19 protein-coding genes and 1 pseudogene are annotated in these 21,068 nt (G+C 39.0%); 11 read left to right on the top strand and 9 right to left on the bottom strand.

Annotated elements, in window-relative coordinates:
- Positions 1-121 precede the first annotated feature (121 nt).
- From EGI31_RS22005 to EGI31_RS21995, 3 genes are all read left to right on the top strand, one after another.
- Complete coding sequence (locus EGI31_RS22005; protein WP_255039349.1) at positions 122-4,756, top strand: 3-coathanger stack domain-containing protein; 4,635 nt, start codon at positions 122-124, stop codon at positions 4,754-4,756.
- Between the two features lie 142 nt (positions 4,757-4,898).
- Positions 4,899-5,414, top strand: coding sequence for a transposase (locus EGI31_RS22000; RefSeq protein ID WP_255039348.1), 516 nt, complete (start codon positions 4,899-4,901; stop codon positions 5,412-5,414).
- A gap of 420 nt (positions 5,415-5,834) precedes the next feature.
- Entirely contained in the window at positions 5,835-7,202 is a 1,368-nt protein-coding gene (locus EGI31_RS21995) for a sulfatase (RefSeq protein ID WP_255039347.1), read from the top strand.
- Positions 7,203-7,448: 246 nt separating this feature from the next.
- Here EGI31_RS21995 and EGI31_RS21990 read toward each other — a convergent pair whose 3' ends face one another.
- The 6 genes from EGI31_RS21990 to EGI31_RS21965 all read right to left on the bottom strand — a co-directional run bounded on the left by EGI31_RS21990 (position 7,449) and on the right by EGI31_RS21965 (position 12,882).
- Positions 7,449-7,865: a hypothetical protein gene (locus EGI31_RS21990; protein ID WP_255039346.1), complete on the bottom strand. Its 417-nt coding sequence runs from the start codon at positions 7,863-7,865 to the stop codon at positions 7,449-7,451.
- A 298-nt stretch (positions 7,866-8,163) separates the two neighbouring features.
- Entirely contained in the window at positions 8,164-8,874 is a 711-nt protein-coding gene (locus EGI31_RS21985; protein WP_255039345.1) for a DJ-1/PfpI family protein, read from the bottom strand.
- A 3-nt stretch (positions 8,875-8,877) separates the two neighbouring features.
- Complete coding sequence (locus EGI31_RS21980; protein WP_255039344.1) at positions 8,878-10,317, bottom strand: hypothetical protein; 1,440 nt, start codon at positions 10,315-10,317, stop codon at positions 8,878-8,880.
- Positions 10,318-10,404: 87 nt separating this feature from the next.
- Positions 10,405-12,000, bottom strand: coding sequence for a tyrosinase family protein (locus EGI31_RS21975; RefSeq protein WP_255039343.1), 1,596 nt, complete (start codon positions 11,998-12,000; stop codon positions 10,405-10,407).
- A 9-nt stretch (positions 12,001-12,009) separates the two neighbouring features.
- Positions 12,010-12,450, bottom strand: coding sequence for a hypothetical protein (locus EGI31_RS21970; protein WP_255039342.1), 441 nt, complete (start codon positions 12,448-12,450; stop codon positions 12,010-12,012).
- A gap of 9 nt (positions 12,451-12,459) precedes the next feature.
- The gene (locus EGI31_RS21965; protein ID WP_255039341.1) at positions 12,460-12,882 is read right to left on the bottom strand and encodes a hypothetical protein; all 423 of its coding nucleotides are present in this window, start codon (positions 12,880-12,882) and stop codon (positions 12,460-12,462) included.
- 202 nt (positions 12,883-13,084) lie between these two features.
- Here EGI31_RS21965 and EGI31_RS21960 point away from each other — a divergent pair, with 202 nt between their 5' ends.
- From EGI31_RS21960 to EGI31_RS21945, 4 genes are all read left to right on the top strand, one after another.
- Positions 13,085-13,387 carry a PQQ-dependent sugar dehydrogenase gene (locus EGI31_RS21960; RefSeq protein WP_255039339.1) on the top strand — a complete coding sequence of 101 codons (303 nt, stop codon included), beginning with the start codon at positions 13,085-13,087 and terminating at the stop codon, positions 13,385-13,387.
- A 573-nt stretch (positions 13,388-13,960) separates the two neighbouring features.
- A complete protein-coding gene (locus EGI31_RS21955; protein ID WP_255039337.1) occupies positions 13,961-14,935 on the top strand; it encodes a hypothetical protein in 975 nt (324 codons plus the stop codon).
- Positions 14,936-15,273: 338 nt separating this feature from the next.
- Positions 15,274-15,660: a DoxX family protein gene (locus EGI31_RS21950; RefSeq protein ID WP_255039336.1), complete on the top strand. Its 387-nt coding sequence runs from the start codon at positions 15,274-15,276 to the stop codon at positions 15,658-15,660.
- Between the two features lie 121 nt (positions 15,661-15,781).
- Entirely contained in the window at positions 15,782-16,186 is a 405-nt protein-coding gene (locus tag EGI31_RS21945) for a DUF6326 family protein (RefSeq protein WP_255039335.1), read from the top strand.
- Here the strand turns inward: EGI31_RS21945 and EGI31_RS21940 are convergent.
- From EGI31_RS21940 to EGI31_RS21930, 3 genes are all read right to left on the bottom strand, one after another.
- Positions 16,155-16,574, bottom strand: a complete 420-nt coding sequence (locus tag EGI31_RS21940; RefSeq protein WP_255039334.1) for a hypothetical protein — start codon at positions 16,572-16,574, stop codon at positions 16,155-16,157. The genes EGI31_RS21945 and EGI31_RS21940 overlap by 32 nt on opposite strands.
- Complete coding sequence (locus EGI31_RS21935; RefSeq protein ID WP_255039333.1) at positions 16,574-17,155, bottom strand: Crp/Fnr family transcriptional regulator; 582 nt, start codon at positions 17,153-17,155, stop codon at positions 16,574-16,576. Before EGI31_RS21935 ends, EGI31_RS21940 begins: the two co-directional genes overlap by 1 nt.
- 72 nt (positions 17,156-17,227) lie before the next feature.
- Positions 17,228-17,758 (bottom strand): Crp/Fnr family transcriptional regulator, encoded by a 531-nt coding sequence (locus tag EGI31_RS21930; RefSeq protein ID WP_255039332.1) that lies wholly within the window; start codon positions 17,756-17,758, stop codon positions 17,228-17,230.
- A gap of 239 nt (positions 17,759-17,997) precedes the next feature.
- On the opposite strand from EGI31_RS21930, the gene EGI31_RS21925 reads away from it, so the two are divergent.
- From EGI31_RS21925 to EGI31_RS21905, 4 genes and pseudogenes are all read left to right on the top strand, one after another.
- Positions 17,998-19,038 carry an alpha/beta fold hydrolase gene (locus EGI31_RS21925; protein WP_255039331.1) on the top strand — a complete coding sequence of 347 codons (1,041 nt, stop codon included), beginning with the start codon at positions 17,998-18,000 and terminating at the stop codon, positions 19,036-19,038.
- Between the two features lie 89 nt (positions 19,039-19,127).
- A pseudogene (locus EGI31_RS21915) lies at positions 19,128-19,948 on the top strand (serine hydrolase domain-containing protein).
- A gap of 31 nt (positions 19,949-19,979) precedes the next feature.
- Positions 19,980-20,207: a hypothetical protein gene (locus EGI31_RS21910; protein ID WP_310586238.1), complete on the top strand. Its 228-nt coding sequence runs from the start codon at positions 19,980-19,982 to the stop codon at positions 20,205-20,207.
- 246 nt (positions 20,208-20,453) lie between these two features.
- Positions 20,454-21,068: a hypothetical protein gene (locus EGI31_RS21905; RefSeq protein WP_255039328.1), complete on the top strand. Its 615-nt coding sequence runs from the start codon at positions 20,454-20,456 to the stop codon at positions 21,066-21,068.

Genomic DNA, 21,068 nt, shown 5'->3' with positions numbered 1-21,068 from the left:
TCTTGCATGAGGCTTTTACCAGGTTTAGGTTGAAATAATACTTTTTGGGAGTAGCACCTACTAACATTAGTAGTACTCCAAGGTTTTTAGAAAGCGTAGTTTTGAGCAAAATAATCTTGCTATGAAAAAAATCTACGTCCTTTTTGTTTTGATACTCTCGGTTTACAGTGTTTATGCCCAAGCACCCGCCAATGTCGATTGTGCCAATGCCGTGGTACTTACCTCGGCCAATACCTGTAGCCCAACTGCAGGTACCAATGTGGGTGTTGAAAACAGCGAATACGATGGCTGCGATTTTAACAAATACATGGTGTGGTATCAGTTTACGGCTACCAGTGCCTCTCAAATTGTTCAGATAAGCCCCGGAACCATTCAGGATTTTTATTTTGATATTTATGAAGAAGACTGCAGCACACGCTTTGGTTTTTGTAGATATACCAGTTATAACTCCACCGCCAGCATCAACCTCACGGGTTTAACTATCGGTAATGTTTATAAAATCGCGGTTTCTACAGCTAGTGATACCAATCTAGGTACCTTTGATATTTGTTTGATAAATGCCATGCCACCAGCCAATGACGAATGCACAGCTGCTGTACCATTGACCATTCAGCCCTCAAACGTTCCTGCGGTAAGGACTAACGGCACCACACAGTTTGCCACCCAAAGTTTGGCTGGATGTAGTGGAACAGCCGACGACGACGTTTGGTATTCCTTCACAGCCACTCAAACCTCCCACCGTTTGTTTTTGAAAATGCTCAACTTCCAAGGCTCTGCGGAGGTTTCTTTGTTTTCAGGTACCTGTGGGGCATTGGTGGCCAAACAATGTGTTTCTTCGGGTTTAAGCACTTTAGATAATTCTTCGGCACTTTTTACGGCTTTAACTATCGGCGAGACCTATTTCTTCAGGGTGTACAGTTCGGGCGGAGTAGGCGAGGGCGGTACTTTTTCGGTGGCCATCACTGCTAATCCTACCAACGACAACTGTCTCTCAGCGGTTGGTTTAACATCTGCCCTTGGGGAAGATTTCTCTGGAGCTATTGCAGGAAGTTCTTTCGATGCCACCCAGTCTTCTTTAGATTGTAACCTCCAGACGACCACCGACGACGACGTTTGGTATAGTTTTGTAGCAACGCAAGCTGTGCATAAAATCAAGGTAAAAGGTTGGAACTCAAATCTAGGCAGAATTCAGGCCTTTAGTGGATCTTGTGCTGCTTTGGTTTCTTTGGGCTGCAACACCACCACTTTTTCGGGCGACACGGCCATCAACGTACTTTCGGGTTTAACTACTGGGCAAACGTATTTTTTTAGAGTCTACAGTGGCACCACAACTTCCAACCAATCATTGTTCTCAGTGGCCGTTACCACGCCGGTTTTTTCTCCTTACGACGACTGTGCCACGGCTTTGGCGATTACGGCCTCTAGCAATAGCACGTGTACCGAGACGGTAGTTAGCTCGGCCAATTCGTTTCCTTCAGCCATAACAGGTACTTGTAATGACATAGCCCGTGATATTTACCTCAAGTTTGTGGCCACCAGCACCCAGCACCGTATCAAAATAGTAAGTGTCGAAAACTACTCCTTCACCGCCTCTTTTCATGCGGGTGTTTGTGGTAGTTTGCAGCATTTGCGGTGCGGAGGTAGTATAGATTCACTTTCCAATTTGGGTGGACTAACAGTAGGCCAGACCTATTTTATCCGAATAGTACCTTCCACAGTGGCAGCTTTAAGCTTTCGGGTTTGCGTTACTTCACCAAACTTTGCCGCCAACGACGAATGCTCAGGTGCCATAGCTCTAACACCTTCGGGCAATGCACTTTCTTGCAATACTTTTGCGGGAAATCTCCAAAACTCATCTCAGTCAATTATAAAAGAGTGTAATGCTGGAACGGGCAACAATACCACCCTGGTGAGAGATGTTTGGTATAAATTCACGGCTTCGGCTACCCAACAACGTATTCGATTCAGTAAAATATCTGGAGGAAATTTTAAATTTGAAGTATACGCCGGTAGCTGCGGTACACTTACTTTCTTGGAATGTTCGGGTGATATAAGCACTTTTGAAGAAAGAGTGGTTCTAGGCTTAACTGTTGGTAATGAGTATTTTATTCGGGTTTTTTCTACGAGTTTCTCGGTTACTTCTTTTGAAGGCTGTATAAAAAACATCACACCACCAGCCAACGACATCTGTTCTACGGCCACCACACTCACGCATCATGCCACTTGGTTGTCGAGCAATTATGTGGTGGGCAGTACCTTAGATGCCAATGCCACCACTGGCACCAATTCGTGTGGACAAGCCAATGCTTTTGACGTATGGTATAAATTTACCGCTGCCAGCACCTCCGCATTGGTGGCCATAGCCAGGCATACCACAGAGATAGAAATGACTACGCCGGTAGTGGCCGTTTACACGGGAGATTGTAATGCCATTTCACAAATTACATGCCTCACTACGTCCATGGTATCTACGACAGAGAATTTTCTGAAATTAACGACCTTAACCATAGGTCAAACCTATCTCATACGGGTGTATGCCTCCACAGCTACTACGGCTACGCAGGGGAGTTTCAGAATACAAGTAAACCAAGAAACCGTTGCCCCGACCAATAACGATTGTGCTTCGCCCACTGCCTTAGGCATACAAGCCAATACGCTCACAGCCACTTTTGTGCCGGGCAACACCACCAATGCCACAGCCAGTACTCAGGCATTAAGTTGTACGGGAATTGGCTCTATCGATGATGATGTTTGGTACAGTTTCACAGCTACCAAAACCAGAGTAAGACTCAGAATATCTGCCAATTTTGTACAACCGAGCTTCGTGGTTTACAGTGGTACTTGTTCAGCTCTGACTGCCCTTACGTGCAGTGGGGCTGTATCTGGGGAATTCTCTCAAGATAGGCTGGTAACTGGCTTAACAGTGGGCCAAACCTACTTGATAAGGGTGTTTAGTTCTACGAGCTCGGCTACCGTTAGGGGGCGATTTTCGATAGCACTGACCGACGATGTAGATGCACCAGCCAACGATTTGTGTGCCAATGCTACGGTTTTAAGTGTATCAGCGACCAATGTGCCGCAGTTTACTAGTGGTTCAAATATGATGTCGTCGAATGAGCAAACCACATGTCATCAAGGTGGGGAAGTTTGGTATAAATTTACTGCCACGGCTACCTCTCACAGGGTTTATTACAATGGCTTTATTTCTAATGCCATCGTGAGTGTTTTCTCTGGCACATGTGGTGCATTAACTTTGAATAATTGCATGCTTGTAGCCAATGGCAGCTCAGGATTTAATGTCACCAGTCTTACCATAGGTACAGATTATTACATAACAGTGGGTTCACAATTCACGGTTTTGCACAACCAAGGTACTTTCAAGATTGCCGTAACCTCGCTTACCGTGCCAGTCAACAACCTTTGCACGGGTGCCATACCACTGGTCAATGGAAGTTTTCACTCCACTGAAGGTGCCACAGGCGATACGCCTGACTGCTACTATAAAACCAAGCAAGACGTGTGGTTTACCACCGTGGCCACACATACCAAAATGAACATTTATGTAGAAAACCTCTCTACCAATAGTGCCATCACCGTTTACAGTGGCACTTGCGGAAACCTGACACAAATCGGTTGCTCTTATTCCATAGCTCAATTTGGCCTCAAAAACAATTCGGTTATTTTGACGGGCCTCACAGTAGGCCAGACCTATTACGTGCGGGTGATTTCTACCGGCGAGAACACCAGCGGATTCAGCACCATAGAGATTCCACTTGAATTTAAAATCTATGCTATCAATGCCACCGAGATAACGGAGAATCCGCATTATACCACTACCTGTTTGACTACCAACCTATTGCCTAATCCTGGTTTTGAGTATTACGAAACTTGCCCGACCAACTTTACGCCTACACCAGCCACACAAGGGCAGTGGCTGTCGCCCAACAACCACTGGAAAATACCTACAAGAGGTTCGGCAGATTATTTCAACGACTGCGGCGAGTACAATAGCAACATAGAGACGCCTTTCAATGTCCGGTTTGGGATTCAGTCGCCACGCAATGGCGGTGCTTATGCGGGCTTTTTCACAGGTATCAATGGCTACAGAGAATACCTCGGCACGCAATTGACTGCTCCCATGCAGGTGGGCAAAAGGTATCTCTTGAGTATGTGGGTCTCTCGGGCAGACTATATGCAATACGCCACCAATAACATCGGTTTCGGTCTTAACATTGGCGAGCGAATCGTGAGTACCTACGATACCCTTGCGGTGCAAAGGACGGTATTGCCCACCAACAACACGCTCGTCACCGACACCGAAAATTGGGTAAACATTTCAGCAGAAATAACGGCTGACCAAGCTTACACGCATCTGTATTTGGGCAATTTCTTTCGTGACGGACAAACCATCATCACCTTAACGCCACCGGGCACCCGTACTTATGGCAACTCGGAGCATATCAATGCCTATTATTACGTCGACGACGTTTTTGTGGGCGAACTCAACAACACCATTGCCTGCGGAGCCAGCAATTGCAACAGTATTATTGTACTCAATAGCCCCACCGACGATATTTCGGGAGGCAGCACCACCAAGCAAACCAACCTAGAGCTAAAAGCCAACATCACCATTCAAGGCAACGCCAATGTGCTGTTTCAGTCCAATAAATCTATACTGATGGATGCCACCCAAGGTGTTTTTGAGGTCAAAAACGGTGTAGTTTTTGAGGCCAAGATTGGGGGTTGTGTGAATTGAGGTTTTTGTTTTCTTTATAATTGACCACCAGAGACGTTGTTTTTGGTGGTTTTTTTGATAGATAATGCTCTTCGACATGTTCCGATAGGGCATGTCGAAGCTAGATAAATTTGGATTTGTAATCCAAATAAAGTTATTTTAGATGAGCAAATATTTGCACATTATGCCATACGAATACAGAATAAAGGACCAACATGCTGTATACATTATAACTACCACAGTTCATCAATGGGTGGATGTATTTACCAGAAAAGAATACATGGATATTCTACTTGAAAGTCTCAAGTTCTGTCAAAAAGAGAAAGGACTGAAGATTTATGCTTTGGTAATCATGAGTAACCATATTCATCTTATTATTCAGAGTGAACAGCTGCATTTAAGTGACATAATACGAGATTTTAAAATCGGGCTGGCGACCCAGTTTACTTCAACTCAAATTATTCGTTCAATTGAGAAAAATCCAAAGGAAAGCAGAAAAAGATGGCTACTTTGGTTACTGAAAAAAGAAGATAATCGGACTGGCGACCCAGATTTGGTTTTGGGAGGAGGGATATCATGGAGAGGAAATTTACTCAGAGGAGTTTTTTATGACAAAATTGACAGGGGTCGCGACCGACTATATTCATATGAATCCTGTTCGAGCTGTGTTGGTTATTAAAGAAGAAGAATATTTGTATAGTAGCTGTGGAGATTATTATGGAACTAGAAAAAGTGATATTCAATTGGCTACACTTTAATGTCGGATTGGAAATCCTCCATATCTAGCTTCGACATCAAGAAGATGCCGAAGAGCTGATGATATTCAATTAGCTACACTTTAATCTCGGATTGGAAATCCTCCACATCTAGCTTCGACATCGAAAAGATGTCGAAGAGCTGAGTATCGAAATTTTTCAACGGACTGCCCAGAAATAATTAGGTACAATTTGTATTTATTTTGAAATTTGCAATGTATTGAAATTTAGTGTATTGTAAAAAAATGGATATTGTATATTCGTTAATATAAACACTTTATCTTTGCTCCGAAACTTTAGTAATTGTCTCTCTGATTTGAAAAATAAAACCTAATCTGTTTACAATGAAGAAAATTTTAGTATTCACCGCTATTAGCTTATTATTGTTTGCTCAAATATCCTTCAAGAAACCTGATATTCAGCCAAATGTGATTCTGTTCTTTATAGACGACATGGGTGCGATGGATTTGGGTTGTTATGGCAATATATTTAATCAAACGCCAAATATTGATAAATTAGCTCAAAATGGTGTAAGGTTTAGTAATGCTTATTCGGCCTGCACGGTTTGTTCACCCTCTAGAGCTGCCTTAATGACAGGGAAATATCCAGCCAGATTGCATATTACTGATTGGATAGCGGGGCATGTTAAAAAGAATCCCAAGTTATTGATCCCTGATTGGCAACAATTTTTGCCACAATCTGAAAAAACAACTGCCGAGTACTTGAAAGAAAAGGGTTATGCGACTTGGCATATAGGTAAATGGCACCTGGGTGAAGGCGAACAGTATTACCCTAAAAATCAAGGTTTTGACTTAAATATTGGTGGTTCAAACTGGGGACATCCTAAAAAAGGATTTTTTGCACCTTATCAAATGCCCCATCTCGAGGAAGGTCCACAGGGCGAGTATCTTACCGACCGATTAGCAAACGAAGCTATCAAACTCATCGAGAATCATGACGCAAGCAAGCCTTTTTATCTCAATTATTGGGATTATGCGGTGCATACCCCCGTGCAGGCAAAAGCTGAGAAAATAGAAAAATACAAAAAGCAAGTCACCACACCTGACAAACAGAAAAACCCCACTTATGCGGCCATGATAGAAAGTTTGGATGAAAACATCGGCAGAATAATGGAGACCTTAGATAAAAGGAAAATGCTCGAGAACACCCTAATCATCTTTGCTGCTGACAATGGTACATTAATGAATATTGCCACCAGCAAGCCATTGAGAGAAGGAAAAGGCTGGTGTTATGAAGGCGGAACTCGCACGCCGCTTTTAATGTATTGGAAAGGAAAAATAGAAGGGGGAAAAATAATTGACGAGCCAGTCATCACCATGGATTTGATGCTTACAATTTTGGATTTCACACATAGTAAGCCAACCGAAAAACTAGATGGGAAGTCATTAAAACCTGTCCTTTTTGAGCAGAAAAACTACCACAGACCACTCTTTTGGCACTATCCGCACTATCATGAAGGCGACAATCCATATAGTGCAGTGAGATTGGGAGATTGGAAATTGATTGAATTTTTTGAAGATAACAAAATAGAATTATACAACTTAAAAGAAGACATTGGCGAAACGAAAAATTTGATTTCAAGCCATTCAAAGAAAGCTGAAGAACTGCAGAAACTTTTACATAAATGGAGAAAATCGGTTAATGCTCAAGAGCCAAGACCCAATCCCGATTATGTGGTGAATGCAAAATGATATTTAACCAGATTTTTGTAAAAAAACTGCTGATATAGCTAAGTATGTTTTCTCATTCCAAAGTCTTCCTTTTGAGGTTTTTGGTTATTGTGAAAATGTTCACCAAAAGTAAATTATCTTTGAAGGCAAGCTGGGCAGAAAACTGAAAGTTCAGTATTTTATAGTCATTCGCACACGCAGGTATGTACAAAATTTTTGCAAAAGGAATTCTTCAAAGCGAAATTCAAAGCCTTATTCATTGCCTTTTCACTGTTTCATGAGCATCTGCCGATCCTTGATTTCAAAATTATATTCCTCAACGAACCGATTGGCACGCCTGCGTAAAGGTTTCGTCAGTATTATATCTACGGCTGCGGCAGCTAAACCAACAGACAAAGTAGTAATATTTAACCTAGGAAAACCTGTATCGTAGTCAGTGGCTCCAAGTACGAAAACCGTTTCGGTTGCCAGAATAATCCTTTTCATTGCATGGAAACGCCTATATTTTCGATAAGCCTCCTTCACCTCTTCGGAGCCAATTTCGTTGATTTTACTTTTTAGTTGAGCATTCTTTAGAGTTTTGTTTTCCGATGATATGGTTCCATTTCGATAGGTCAAAATTCCTTGACAATTGGAAGCGTGGTATGAGAAAATTAGAAAAATCAAAATTGTTTTTAATTGCATAGTTTTGTGTATTCTTTCTATTTATAAAATTAAATAAATTGCTGATATGTTTTTAAAAACCATTTAGATTTTCAAACAAACATATTGCAAATACAAATCCTTCCACTTGAAAATGACAAGCCTAAATAGGTGCAAATTGCTAAAGTTAGGGTGGTTAGGTAGATACTTTGATTAAGCCTTTTGTTTTTTCTTATCAGTTTGATGTTTACCCTTAGAGGTATTTGAACTTACAGGTAGGCAAAAAAAAACAGAGTCCCTGCGGAGACTCTGCTTTAGCGGCTAAATGATTAAACCACTATTATTTTTTCAACAAAACATCTACTTCTCCATTCATGGCAGCAATAAAGTCTTGTTCCATTTGTGTTACGGAGTCAAGAACGTTTTGTGGGGCATGAGCTGGGTCTCCAGAGTCTACGGGAGGTTGTGGTTGATATTGTATAAATAGTTGCGTCTGTTCTGCCACGGTGGTTCCGCAAATGACTTTTACCAACTCAAGTGCCAAGTCTAAAGAGGAGGAAATTCCCCCGCCCGTAAATAGTTTTGACTTTATATCAATCAAATATCTCGGGTATGAATTTTGAGGAACTTCAAGGTTTAGCTTACCTGACAAGCGATCCAAAACAGGTAGGAGCGACCAATAGGTGGTGGCTTTACAGTTTTTTAATATTCCAGAGGCAGCCAAAATAAATGCTCCAGTACAAACCGATCCTCTCCATTGGCATTTTGGTGACACGGTATTTATAAAATCCAGTACCTTGCTGTTGTTCATAGCGGCTATCACCCCTTGGTCGCCTCCGCCTGGTATAAAAAGGACGTCGATAGCTGGATATAGATCAAGAGAGTAATCTGATAATACAGTGAGGCCTTCGGTGGTGGTTATGGCTTTTTCTTCACTCACAATAAATGTTTTGAACTTGCCTACCGCCGAGGAGAACACTTGCACAGCCCCGGCAAAATCCATCAGTGTGCAGCCTGGGTATAATAAAAAACCTACGTTTAATGGTTCCATGAGCTATTTTCTGGGATTAGTGGCCGTGATGAGTTTGAATAACTTGGTTTTATCTCCGTCAGGATCAGGATTTGGCACTGGCTTGCCCACATTGTCCAATAAGAACGAAAAATCGGTGCCTAGATTGGTTTGAGCTACCCCGTGGCATCCTTGGCAACCACCCATACTTACTCTTTTTCCGCGATAGAGGGTGTTGTTGCCTTTATCATGAGGGGTACCTATTCCGCTACCTTGGAAATTTCCAAGGGTTGAATCCGACTCTATCACATAATTGGCCAGAAAAAAGCTAAACGAATTTTGGTCATTGGTAGGTTTGGCTTGCACGCCCACCAGTCTGTAGTTTTGCCAGATAGATTTGGGGTTCATTTTCTTTAACTGTGCGTGCACATAGGCGGTAGATTGGTCTGTAATATCGGCTATCGGATGAAGGCGTGGATAGTCTTTGTAGAATTTGCCGACTTCATTGCCGTTGTTTAGTTCCTCATAACCCATGCCATCTTTTTCAACTCCTACGTGCTCCCAAGTGGCAAATACAAAATCCTCGTAATTATTGGTTTTGTGTATGATATGAATTCCAATCAAGGCATATTCTTTGTTTTGATAATAAAACTTGCCTGCTTTTTCCACAAATCTTATCACTTTACGTCTAAAAAACTTCGTAGAATCGTCCTTTGGGGTCAATTCCCTCCAGGCCGTTTTAATTTCTATTGCTCCTGTTTTTTTGGTTTTTAGGTCACCACATGGGAGTGATATTCCCGCGAAATTGGTCGGTACATTGCATGAATTGAGTACGCCTGGGGCATATTCATTGCTATTTTTCAAACGCGAAACATTGAAAGCCGTAGCATTGGCCAAAGCACTTTTTGTAGGGTATTTATTTAAGATGTAGTCGTATTCGTCTCTGTTTACCTTGGCTTGAAACAAGACTCTGTAGTCTTTGTTGTAGGTATTGGTATGTGCGTAGATATCACAAGAACCAATTTCATTATTTTCGTCTAACATATTGAATAAACCAAAACTGGCATTTGAGCCTGGGTCTTGGGCCGGCATGGTTCCGAAACTGTAATGAGGTGCTGTATCGAATGGAAGCATTTTGTCGGATGCTGGTCTCAGTTCGGTTCTATGGGCAAAGGTCTCCCATACAGCCAGTGAAGGGTAGGCCGAGCTACTGTCGTTGTATGACCATGCAGGGTCTGGATGGTCTCTCAGCCCGTCTTTGTCGAAAGAAGATTGCCAGTTAAGTGCGAAAAACTCCTCCCATGCAAATTCAACCAATTGTTGAGGTGTTGCATTGGAGTCTAACAAATCGGGTGGTGGCGTCATCGAAAAATTGATGTTAAAATTGGTGGAGGTTAAAATTTCTTCCTCGGGTTTGTTAGCGGTTCCGCAGCTCCAACACAGCCCGATGATTAGAAGTAGAGATATCTTTTTTAAATTTTTCATTTTGTTTAATATGTTAAAGGTGAAGACGAGAAAATTGACGAAAGGCAATTTTCTCGTTTAAATTATAGCGTATTGGTTATCTGGTGTTTATACGACTTCTACTTTGTACCTGATTGCAGGGGATCCATCAGATTTCAAAAGCATGTTCTTTACATTTCCAGAAATTAATCCTTTTCGTCCTTTTACCTCCACCTCTATAGTTTGTGCCAAGTCTGACAGTTTTAGATTTTTATGAGCGGCAATTTCAGGTAGTTCAAAAAAGGCACGGGCTTCGAGGTGGGTTTGGCAATTTGCACAATATTTTGAATTCCAACGGGCTAAAACTGCTTCTGTACCCAGGTGTTCCCTTTTGCCGTCGATAGTGGCAAAGGCCGATATTAGGAAGGAGCCATTGACAGGGGCACGGTTGATTCCTGTAATCTTTATGAGTTTTTTTGTATTTTCAGGGCTTTCCAATTTGGCCATTGGCGAAGCGTCGTCTTCCAGCGAGCCTTTGCTATAATCATAGCCCATTTTGATGATATTCACACAATCATAAGAGTTGTAGGGTCTTGAGCTTCCGTTTTCGGTAAGCGTAAATGGATTTAATGGAGAATCCATAGTAAGCCAAGAATTGGGTGCCATTCCTGGGGTAGGACCTTGGCTATCTACTGTATTGGTGCCTGGGTATTCGGGTATGATGTCAAAGTTTTCTGTAAAACCATTTTTCTTCTGCCATAGCCAAAACACACGGTCTACATTGCAATGGTGGAAGTAAAAAATTGGATCTAGCCCAGCAGTATCGTTTTCGCCCATGTCGCCATTCGCACCATCAATAGGGGAAAAATCCGCCCCGGGAATATCAAAACCTCCAACGGCCAGGTGTATGCTGTTGTGAGGCGACTCTAGCGGAACTACCTTGTTTTTGGCATTTTCGGCTTTTGAATTCCACTCGGCAGCCGATGTGGTATTCGAAAAAACCGTATAGTTTGGTGCATTCAGACAGTCTTTAAAGGCCTTGGCTACATTGGTGGGCTGAAATTTGCCGTTCACCGTAATGCCTGAGGTCAACCATGCTACAATATTTTTATTTAAAAGATCGACGTTGGTTGCAGGATCAGGGAATTGGGCATTGTGGGCCTTGGTATTTTGGATGTCTTGTGGCGTTCCTACTAATCCTGAAAGTGGATATCTGACGGTTTCGTAACCGAGGGGTTTTGAATAGTTGGGATTGTCGCCACTGATATTATCAACGATATTTTGAGGGAAGGTGAAGGATTTTAAGGGATTAGGAATGGTTTGACCATCCAAAACAAAAGTCTCGTCTGTTAAAGCTGACGGAATTCCGCTTTTGAGAGACTCTGGACTGGTTTCGTCCCAGTATGGCAACATTACATCGCTACAGCCGGCTATACTTTGAAGTGCCAGTTCGAGTTTAAACAAATATACCCTGTGCCAAGTCGGGAAAAGCACGTTACCGTGGTTACAATAACCTCCCCAATATTGATTGTTGCCCCATCCGGCCCCTCTGAATGGCTCACCATGAAAACCGCCCAACATAAAAAACGAGTTCGGGTCTGTTGCCGGAAGTTCTTTGATTCCTTTCCAAGCCCGCATCAAATCCTCAAGGGGCTTTTTGTTGCCTGCATCATAATCTGCCTGTAATTCTGTAATTGATCTTCTGATTTTAGAATTGTTTTCCATGTCTATTTATTAGTTTTTTTGAAATTTGAAATTTTGAAATGAACGGGTGTTAAGAAAAGAACCCACTACCATAGCCGCTAAACCCAAATAGCTTAAGGTAGGATTTTCCAATACATAGTATCGGCTAATGACAATGCACAAAGCACCCACTAAGCTGATGGAAACAGGCAAATAGCCCTTCTCACTCACTTTTTTAAAGAGAAAAAAGAGGTGGAGAGCCAACATTACCATTAAAACAGGGAGCAACCAAGGCATATAGGGAATCTGTGTAAGCCCAATGCTGCTAAAAAGACTCATGTAAGCTGCCCAGCACAAGGGACATTTAGGGAAAAAAGCAATAAATACCGCTAATGAAGTTGATTTAACAATTTCTGATTTAGACGGCGGCTTAGGCTTTTGTGAAGTTTGACAACAGCAGCCAGTAGGAATGTTTTGAGCGTTAGTTTCCATGACCTTACACTAGTTTTGGGCCACCGCATAAAACGAATTAACCACTCCAGCAGGACTGGTACCGCCGCTTCCATCAGGATGAGGAATGGCACGTGTGATGCTGCCCACCAATGCGAGCCTTTGGTTGATACCGTTCGGAATAACAGGCACCACATAACACAGGTAATCGTAAATCCACAGTGAACCCGAAACCACCCCTTTGCCCTGAAACCAAAGTGTGGCAGGTGAACCTGCTTGGTAAGAACCAAATAGGTCGAGCTCCCACCCGGTGTCATAAATTTTCCCCGTCACCAAACCAGCGGAGTTGACATCGATGGCTAAGTTGGCTCTTCCAAACTCTAAACTGTCAAAGCTGGCCGACAAGTCGGGATTATTCAACAGACTGCGATAGGTGAAAAGGCTAGAGCCTAAAACTGTTTTATTTTCATTCATGGCATATAATTAATTTGCTTAGTCAAAATTAAGAATATAGAATGGTGGGTTTCTAGGCAGAAAAGCTTGTTATTCTAAACAGGCATAATTACCTGTTTGGCTACTTTGGATAAGGAATTTTGCATAGATTTCAGTCAACTGAGCGTTATTTTACGCGTTTGGGAGCCATGGGATGTTTTTCTGAATATTATCAAAAGCCATTTTGAGCAACATTTATACCGACATTGTTTGGTCGAGGATACAAACTGTGGCACCTACTGGTTTGCATTTTTATTCGGGAAATGAATTTATTGCATTGAATAATAATTTACTCGTTGGAGGATTATCAAAAGGTAGTTTATGGCGATTAAGTGTTGCTGGCGAAACGAAAAAAAGTGTTGAAGAATTATTTACCAACGGCAGATTAAGAATTAGAAAAGTAGTTCAAAGCCCTTCTGGGAAGCTTTTTGTGCTTTCTGATGAACTAAATGGAAAATTGATAAGTATAAATAATGGGGCTTTGTAAGAAGCTTTTTTAATGTTGCATTTAAAAAAAAACAGTCAAGGTTTGAAAAATAAAATGAATTAACATCCGATATCTTGTCAAATAGACCTTTGCAGCTTTAATAAAATAATATTGTAACTCCAACTTACTACCAAACCGCCCCGTAATTACCTTCCTAAATCCTTTTGTTAAGTTCTAGTAATCGCTTGATTTTAAGTTTTAAGGCCTTTTAATTAAAGCTTTGCCATTGGAGTCATTTGGATTCTTAGTCTATCGAGGGCTGGTTATGGCGATGCCAGTCCTTTTCGGTGTGACTAATTCCCTATTTGACAACAAGCATCGGAGGGTCTAAATTAATCCTGTTTTACATGCAGAGACACTTAAATACTTTGTCTGGAAAATTTTTAAGTCCCATGGATATAATTAATTTTAAAGACCTGTATTTTTTGTCCAGTTTACCAAAAGACTTCTAAAAAATAGTCTATCCCTCCTTTAACTCAAACCTTAAATATGTGTTATAGGTAATTCTTAACCAAAGTCAATTTTTAACAAGAATGGACGAACTAGTTTTGTGGCTAGTAAAAAACAACAATTATGAAAAAAGCTATTATTTTTCTCATCTCAATAGGAGCCCTAAAGGGCAATGCCCAAACAAAACCCGTCCATATTTCGGTAGTGCAAGGTCTAAGTACACAGGGCAATCAAAGTAAAAATTCCGATTACTTTTTTTCTTTCAATCTTTTCTCAGGAACAGTCAATAGTATCAAAGGTGTTGAGATTGGCTCCATTTACAATCAAAACAATGGCGACATGACGGGTTTTCAATCATCTGGCTTGGTAAATATGACCAAAGGCAATGCGAAAGGCTATCAAACTGCTGGGATAGTCAATTTTTCTGGGTCTGTATTTGGCTTGCAAGAGGCGGGAATTAGTAATTTTGCCAAGGATGTTGTGGGTATTCAAACTGCTGGTATTGTAAACATTGCCCAAGATGTGAAAGGCGTACAATTTTCAAGCCTTTATAATCAAGCAAGAACATTGAAAGGGTTTCAATTTGGAATAGTAAACGTGGCCGATTCAGTGGATAAAGGAGGAGGAATAGGCCTGATAAATCTCTATAAAAGAGGCGGTTATAGAGAAGTAGAGCTTTCAGCAGCTGATTATCAAAACATAGGGTTGAGCTTTAAAAATGGCACTAAAACCTTTTACACGATTCTGAATGTCGGCTATAACTTTAAGCCCCATTCACTTTTTAGTACAGGGGCTGGTATTGGCGGAATCTTGCACTTGAAACAAATTTGGGCTATTAAACCTGAAATTATTTGGTACAATTATGTGACCGACGATTTCAACTTCAATTCCAATACCCATTCGAGTCATTTTAAGTTTGGTTTGATGAAGAGAGTGGGTAAAGTTGGACTAACGCTAAGCCCAAGTCTATATTTTGCCAATATTCCAAGAAATTTAGAAGGTGATTTGACGAAAATCAGCTCGATTAAACCAATTTCTCAAAATAAAAACGGTCGATGGGGTTTCGGAATTGGCTTAGGGTTAGCGTTTTTGAAATAAATAAAACTTAATTTTAAATTACATCATCCGACTAAATTTATCATTAATGCTAAATCGTACTCAATTGTACAATTGAAGCCCATTTTTTGATTTTTTTTAAAACACACCTAATTCTCTTTGTGTCGCCTGCCGGCTGGGCCTTCATTTTTTTTTTGAAAAAAAACGAAGCAAAAAAACAACACCCAGGAAACTCACACACTCAAAATTCTCAAAATCATTAGTTTATGTAATTAGATTTTTTGTATGAGAATTTTGATTGTGTTCAAACAGTGCTGGCTGATATAGTGAACCATTAGTGTTTATTTATCTCGGATGCCAGTAATTTTAAATAAAAAATCATGATAAAAAATCTTTCTTTCCTTCGTATTGCCCTGATAATTGTCTTTCTGATGCATAGTGTACCCGGAATATTCAATAATGGAATCAACGATTTTGGTAAACTCTATCTCAACAATGCCGGTTTTGCACCTTTTGGATTGCCATTAGCCTGGGCTGTAAAGCTATCGCACCTAGCACTGGTCTTTTCTCTTTTAACCGATAAGTTCCTAAAGGTTACCTCTATTATTACGATTTTAATCTTGCTAGTAGGTATTTATATGGTGCATCTTCCTAATGGATGGTTTGTGGTTGGCGGAGGTCGAAATGGAATAGAGTTTAACTTTATTTTGATATTTTCTTTATTGTCAGTTAATTACCCAAATGCCTTCAGTAACCTGGGTAAATAAAATTAGGCTACTATTTAAATATTCTTGTTTATTTTTTGGAGGTGCATTATTAGCTTCTTAACCCAAGTCAATCATTTTTACGATGAGATAATTGAACTTTGCACTATCAAATCAACAAAAAATGAACAAAAAAGACTTATTATCAACACTTTGGATTTTCGTAACCTTTAATTATTTATACTGTGACCTAATAGGTCTAATGGATTCGTCTCTACTAAAGCAGTATTTGACAGGAAAGGTAGAAGGCATGGAAATAAATCCTTTGTTTTTATTTTACGCAGGAATTTTGATGGAGATACCTATTTCTATGATACTTTTTTCGAGGATTTTGCCCAACAAATCCAACGTTTGGGCGAATATTCTGGCTTCATTTATCAAAACCTTTGTGATGATTATTACACTTTTTATAGGCAGTTTTACCATTTATTATGCCTTTTTCGCAGCAATCGAAATCATGACTACGATGTTTATTTTTGGATATTCGATAAAGTGGCTTAGGGAAGGGAATCGTGTTTCTTTATTATAGACCATTCAATACTTACAAGCAGCAAAATCACAATTATTTCGACTAAAAAATAGGCGATTCCTAAAATGCTTAATGTTTGAAATTGAATAATAATCAAACAAAAGGTAAGACAGCAGTAAAGGAAGTTTGCGATTGCAATAAAACGTAAGAAGGGTTTCCAGTTATTGAGATTTAAGAAATAACAACTTAATGAATAGACCATAAATCCCCAGACGGGAATGGTTAATTGGTAGGACATATTAGGAGACATACCGAAGATTTCCTCAAAAGGTGCTATTAAAAAGATCAATAAAAGACCTGAAAGCAAGGCTCCAATGCCATCTATTAGGAAAATGTTTCTAGGATTTGGTGCCAATTTTATTGAAATAATGCTGAATATATTTTCCATCAAACTACTTTTCGCGTTATTCTTTTTCTAATTCGACTTAAAGATTCGGGTTTTACACCAATATAGCTCGCCAGCTGATATTGAGGAATGCGTTGCAGAAGGTCTGGTTTGCTTTCTAATAATCGTAGATACCTTTGTTCGGGTGTATTTGTCAGATAAGCCGTCATTGTTTGTTGATATTCTGCAAAAGTATTTTCCACTATTTTTCGTGCAATTGACTCCAATCTCGGGTGGTTTTTGAATAAATCTTGGGCGGAATTATCATTACCTATCAGCAAAACACAGTCTTCTTCACAAACCCAATAAAATGCCGAAGGCTTTTCTTCATCCAAATTCCCTAGGGAAATCACCCATTGGTCTTCGGTGAAAAATGCAGTTGTTTTTTCTTCTCCATCCATCAAACAGTATTGTCTTATCAAACCTTTAAAAACGAAGTAGGTATTTTGGGCAGCTTGTCCTTCTTTTAAAAGTACTGTGCTTTTTTTGAATTCTTTCACCACCGAACCATCATAGATAGCTTTTGCTTCGGCATCAGAAAGTGGAGAAATTTTAGTGAAATAATTAATCAGTTTTTGTTTCATATCTTTTCATATTTGTATCGAATTTCCTATTTCTTGGAAATCCGTTTTCTGATTCTACTCAAAGACTCTGGTTTAATGCCCAAATAGCTCGCAATCTGATGCTGTGGCACTCGTTGGAGTAGTTCTGGGCGGTTTTGTATTAGATTTATATACCTTTTTTTCAGGCGAAGACGTAACAAAATTGGCAAAATCCTCTTGTGTTTGTCCAAAATCCTGCTCAATCATTGAACGAGTGAGTATTTCGAGTTTTGGATATTTTGCGTACATTTCTTGTTCTTCAAGTGGATTTCCGACAATAGCCGTTACATCTTCAAGACATGCAAAAATATACTTTGATGGTTTTTGTTCAGTCAAACTCGAAATCGACATTACCGTTTGATATTCAGAATAGAATCCAACTGATTTTTCAAGGCCATCATCCAAAGAATATTGCCGAACCAAACCTTCAACAATATAAAAACATTGTGTTGAAACCTGTCCTTCTTTGATTAAAATACTGCCTTTTTCAAAAGTTTTAAAAGTCAATTGTGCCAATACTTCGGCCAATTCTTCATGGCTCAAAGTTGAAATCCCTGCAAAGTAATTGATTAGTTTCTGTCTCATCAGATTTGTAGACTAATTAAATACAAAAGTAAAATTTGAAAATGAATTTTTGGAAATGATTATTTGAAAAGGCAAAAAAGGGGATGAACGGCAATACGAAATCACTCGGATTTGAAATTTTTCATAGTTTTTTCTTTCTTAACCAAAGTCAATGAATGCCTAAAAAGCGACAGGTAAATTTGCATTGTCAAGTTCGACGAAAGCATTTAACATCAATTAAAATACTTATAAAAAACAAAATGAAAAAGCTATTAATATTTATTTTGGCAATCGGTTTGGTTGCTTGTGAAAACGAGAATGGGTCAAAATCAAAAGAAAGCATTGCTGAGTCAAAAATGCTCAACATCAATGGCACTAAGCAATTTGTGATGATTCGGGGTGAAAATCTTAAAAATCCTGTATTATTGCACATACATGGAGGGCCGGGTGTTTCAGAAATTGGTGGATTGAGAAAGTATAACAAAGACTTAGAAAAAGATTTTACAGTAGTATATTGGGACCAACGCAATGCTGGAAAATCATTCACCGAGAACTTCCCGGCTTCCGAAATCAAAGTCCAAAAGTATGTTTCTGATGTTGAAGTATTGGCAAAATATTTAAAAGAAAGACTAAAAGTAAATAAAATAATGTTGGTAGGTCATTCTTGGGGTTCTCAACTCGGTATGTTGGCCGCACAAAAATTTCCACAACATTTTTCGGCATTTGTAGGAACAGGTCAGCAAGTTGCGGCTTACGATGGGGAGTTACAATCTTATCGTTATACTTTGGCAAAAGCCAAAGAATTTAAAATTGACTCTCTTGTGCAACAACTTCAGTTTATCGGTGAACCCAAAGGCGGTGATTTCAGAACGATGTACGCCATTCCAGAAGGATTTTCATTGCAGAAATACATACTTCTTGAGCTCAATCGAAAAATTTATGAGGGCTTTACCATAGAAAAATTATTTGCAAATTTTCAAGAATCTGACGAATACACTGCAAAAGAAAAAGAGAACTATTTGAATGGGGCATATTTTGCAAATTCACATATTGAAAATGACCCAGACTATATCAATTTTGATCTCAGAAAAGAAGTTCCTGAAGTTAAAATTCCAGTGTTTTTTATTGCTGGAAAATTTGACAATGTCAATCCCACGCCTTTGGCAAAAGAGTATTTTGATTTGCTAAAAGCTCCTAAAAAAGAGTTTATTTTGTTCGACAAATCGGGGCATGACCCAGCTTGGGAAGAAGCCCAAAGGTTTAACAATGAGATATATAGAATCAGCAAAATATTAAAATAAGTTAAGAAACCTATTCTGATAATTGTTTGTCAGCAGACATATCAACGAGACAGAAATAAATTCAAATCAATTAAACAAACTATCACAAAATGAAACAAATTATATGGCTATTCCTTACAGGAGTTATTTTTCTAAATCCAACAAATAGTGCATTTGCACAAAAATTGAATAAGAAAATTGACAGCATTATAGAAAAGGAATTTGAAGACAAAAATGGGCCAGGAGGAGTATTTATGGTAGCAAAAAATGGAAAACCAATGTATCAAAAATCGTTTGGGAAAGCCAATATCGAATTAGATGTCAATCTAACAAATGACCATGTTTTTCAAATTGGTTCAATGACAAAACAATAACTGCCATAGCCATATTGATGTTAGAAGAACAAGGTAAATTGATTGTAAGCGACACTATTTCGAAATATATCTCAGATTATCCCAACGGCAATAAAATAACAATTCATCATTTACTTACACATACATCAGGAATCAAAGATTTCACAAAAATGAAGTCGCTTCGTGATATTGCTCAAAAAGAAATGAGTCCGAAAATGATGGTGTATTTTTTCAAAAATGAAGAAGTGGATTTTGCACCTGGCGAAAAATTTGATTATAATAACTCGGGTTATGTGCTGTTAGGACATATCATTGAGTTGGTTTCAGGAGAAACATACGAAGACTTTGTGACGAAACAGATTTTTCAAAAAATTGGAATGGGTCAATCTCGTTATGCCACTGACAAGCAAATCATAAAAAAGAGAGCATTTGGCTATCAAAAAAAGGAAAGAGGGTATGTTAATAAGACAGTCATAAATTTCAGTGTTCCATTTTCCTCAGGGTTACTTTTGTCTTCTGTTCTGGATATGTTAAAATGGCAAGATGCCTTAAATAGAAACTTATTGCTTAAAGGCTGAAAATTCCCAAAAAGCTTTCAATAAATATAAATTGAATAACGGAGACGAATTTACCTACGGATATGGTTGGCATATCAGGCAAATCAATGGCCTTACCTCACGGGAACACGGAGGGAGTATTTTCGGCTTTAAAAGTATGGGTGTCTACATTCCAAGTGAAGATATTTATGTTGTTGGATTTAGTAATTGTAATTCACCAACACAAGTAACATTAGACATCGCTAAATTGACATTAGAAACTTTTACAAAAAAGAAATAAAAAGTATCGGAAAATGCACTAAAAATGACCCATGAAAAGATATTATGTTTCATAGAAAAAAATTATTCTACTGTGCCAAGTAAATGTAAAATTCAGATGAAGTTAAACCCAAAAATCCTAACACTAAAAAAGGATACAACTCTCGTAAAATTAGTATAATGTGCTGGTATATAATATTTTATTGCATAGGGCATAACTCTCAAAATATTTAGTAATTTAATTAGGGATATTCAAACAGTGAAAACAATGCTTAGAAAAACGCATTACATATCAGGACTTACAATAGCAATATTTGTTGGACTTCATTTATTCAATCATGTTTGTAGTATTTACGGTGCTGACAAGCATATTGAAATGATGAGTTTATTGAGAAATTTGTATCGTAATTCAGTTGTCGAAGCTGTTTTATTGGTTGCTGTATTTATGCAAATTATTTCAGGACTCAAACTTTTCAACACTAATAGAAAAACTGCGATTTCTAACTTTGACAAACTTCAGAGATGGACAGGATTATATTTGGCAACTTTCTTTGTGATTCATTTAAGTGCTATTTTAGGTGGACGTCTTATTTTGAAATTGGACACCAATTTTTATTTTGGAGTTGCGGGACTAAACTCCTTTCCGTTCAACCTCTTTTTTATACCATATTATTCACTTGCAATCTTATCCTTTTTTGGACATATTGCTTCCATTCACCAAAAGAAGGTGAAACAAAGTGTTTTGGGGTTGACACCAATAGGGCAGTCAATCACGATTATTATATTTGGTTTTTGTTTGACAATTTTGATATTGTTTGGGCTTACAAACCAATTTAAAGGAGTTGAAATTCCATCTGAATACAATGTACTAATTGGGAAATGA

The organism is Lacihabitans soyangensis, assembly GCF_024343775.1.
GTDB lineage: Bacteria > Bacteroidota > Bacteroidia > Cytophagales > Spirosomataceae > Leadbetterella > Leadbetterella soyangensis.
The sequence above is the reverse complement of the archived record's forward strand: the minus strand, read 5'-3'. Positions and strand labels throughout refer to the sequence as shown.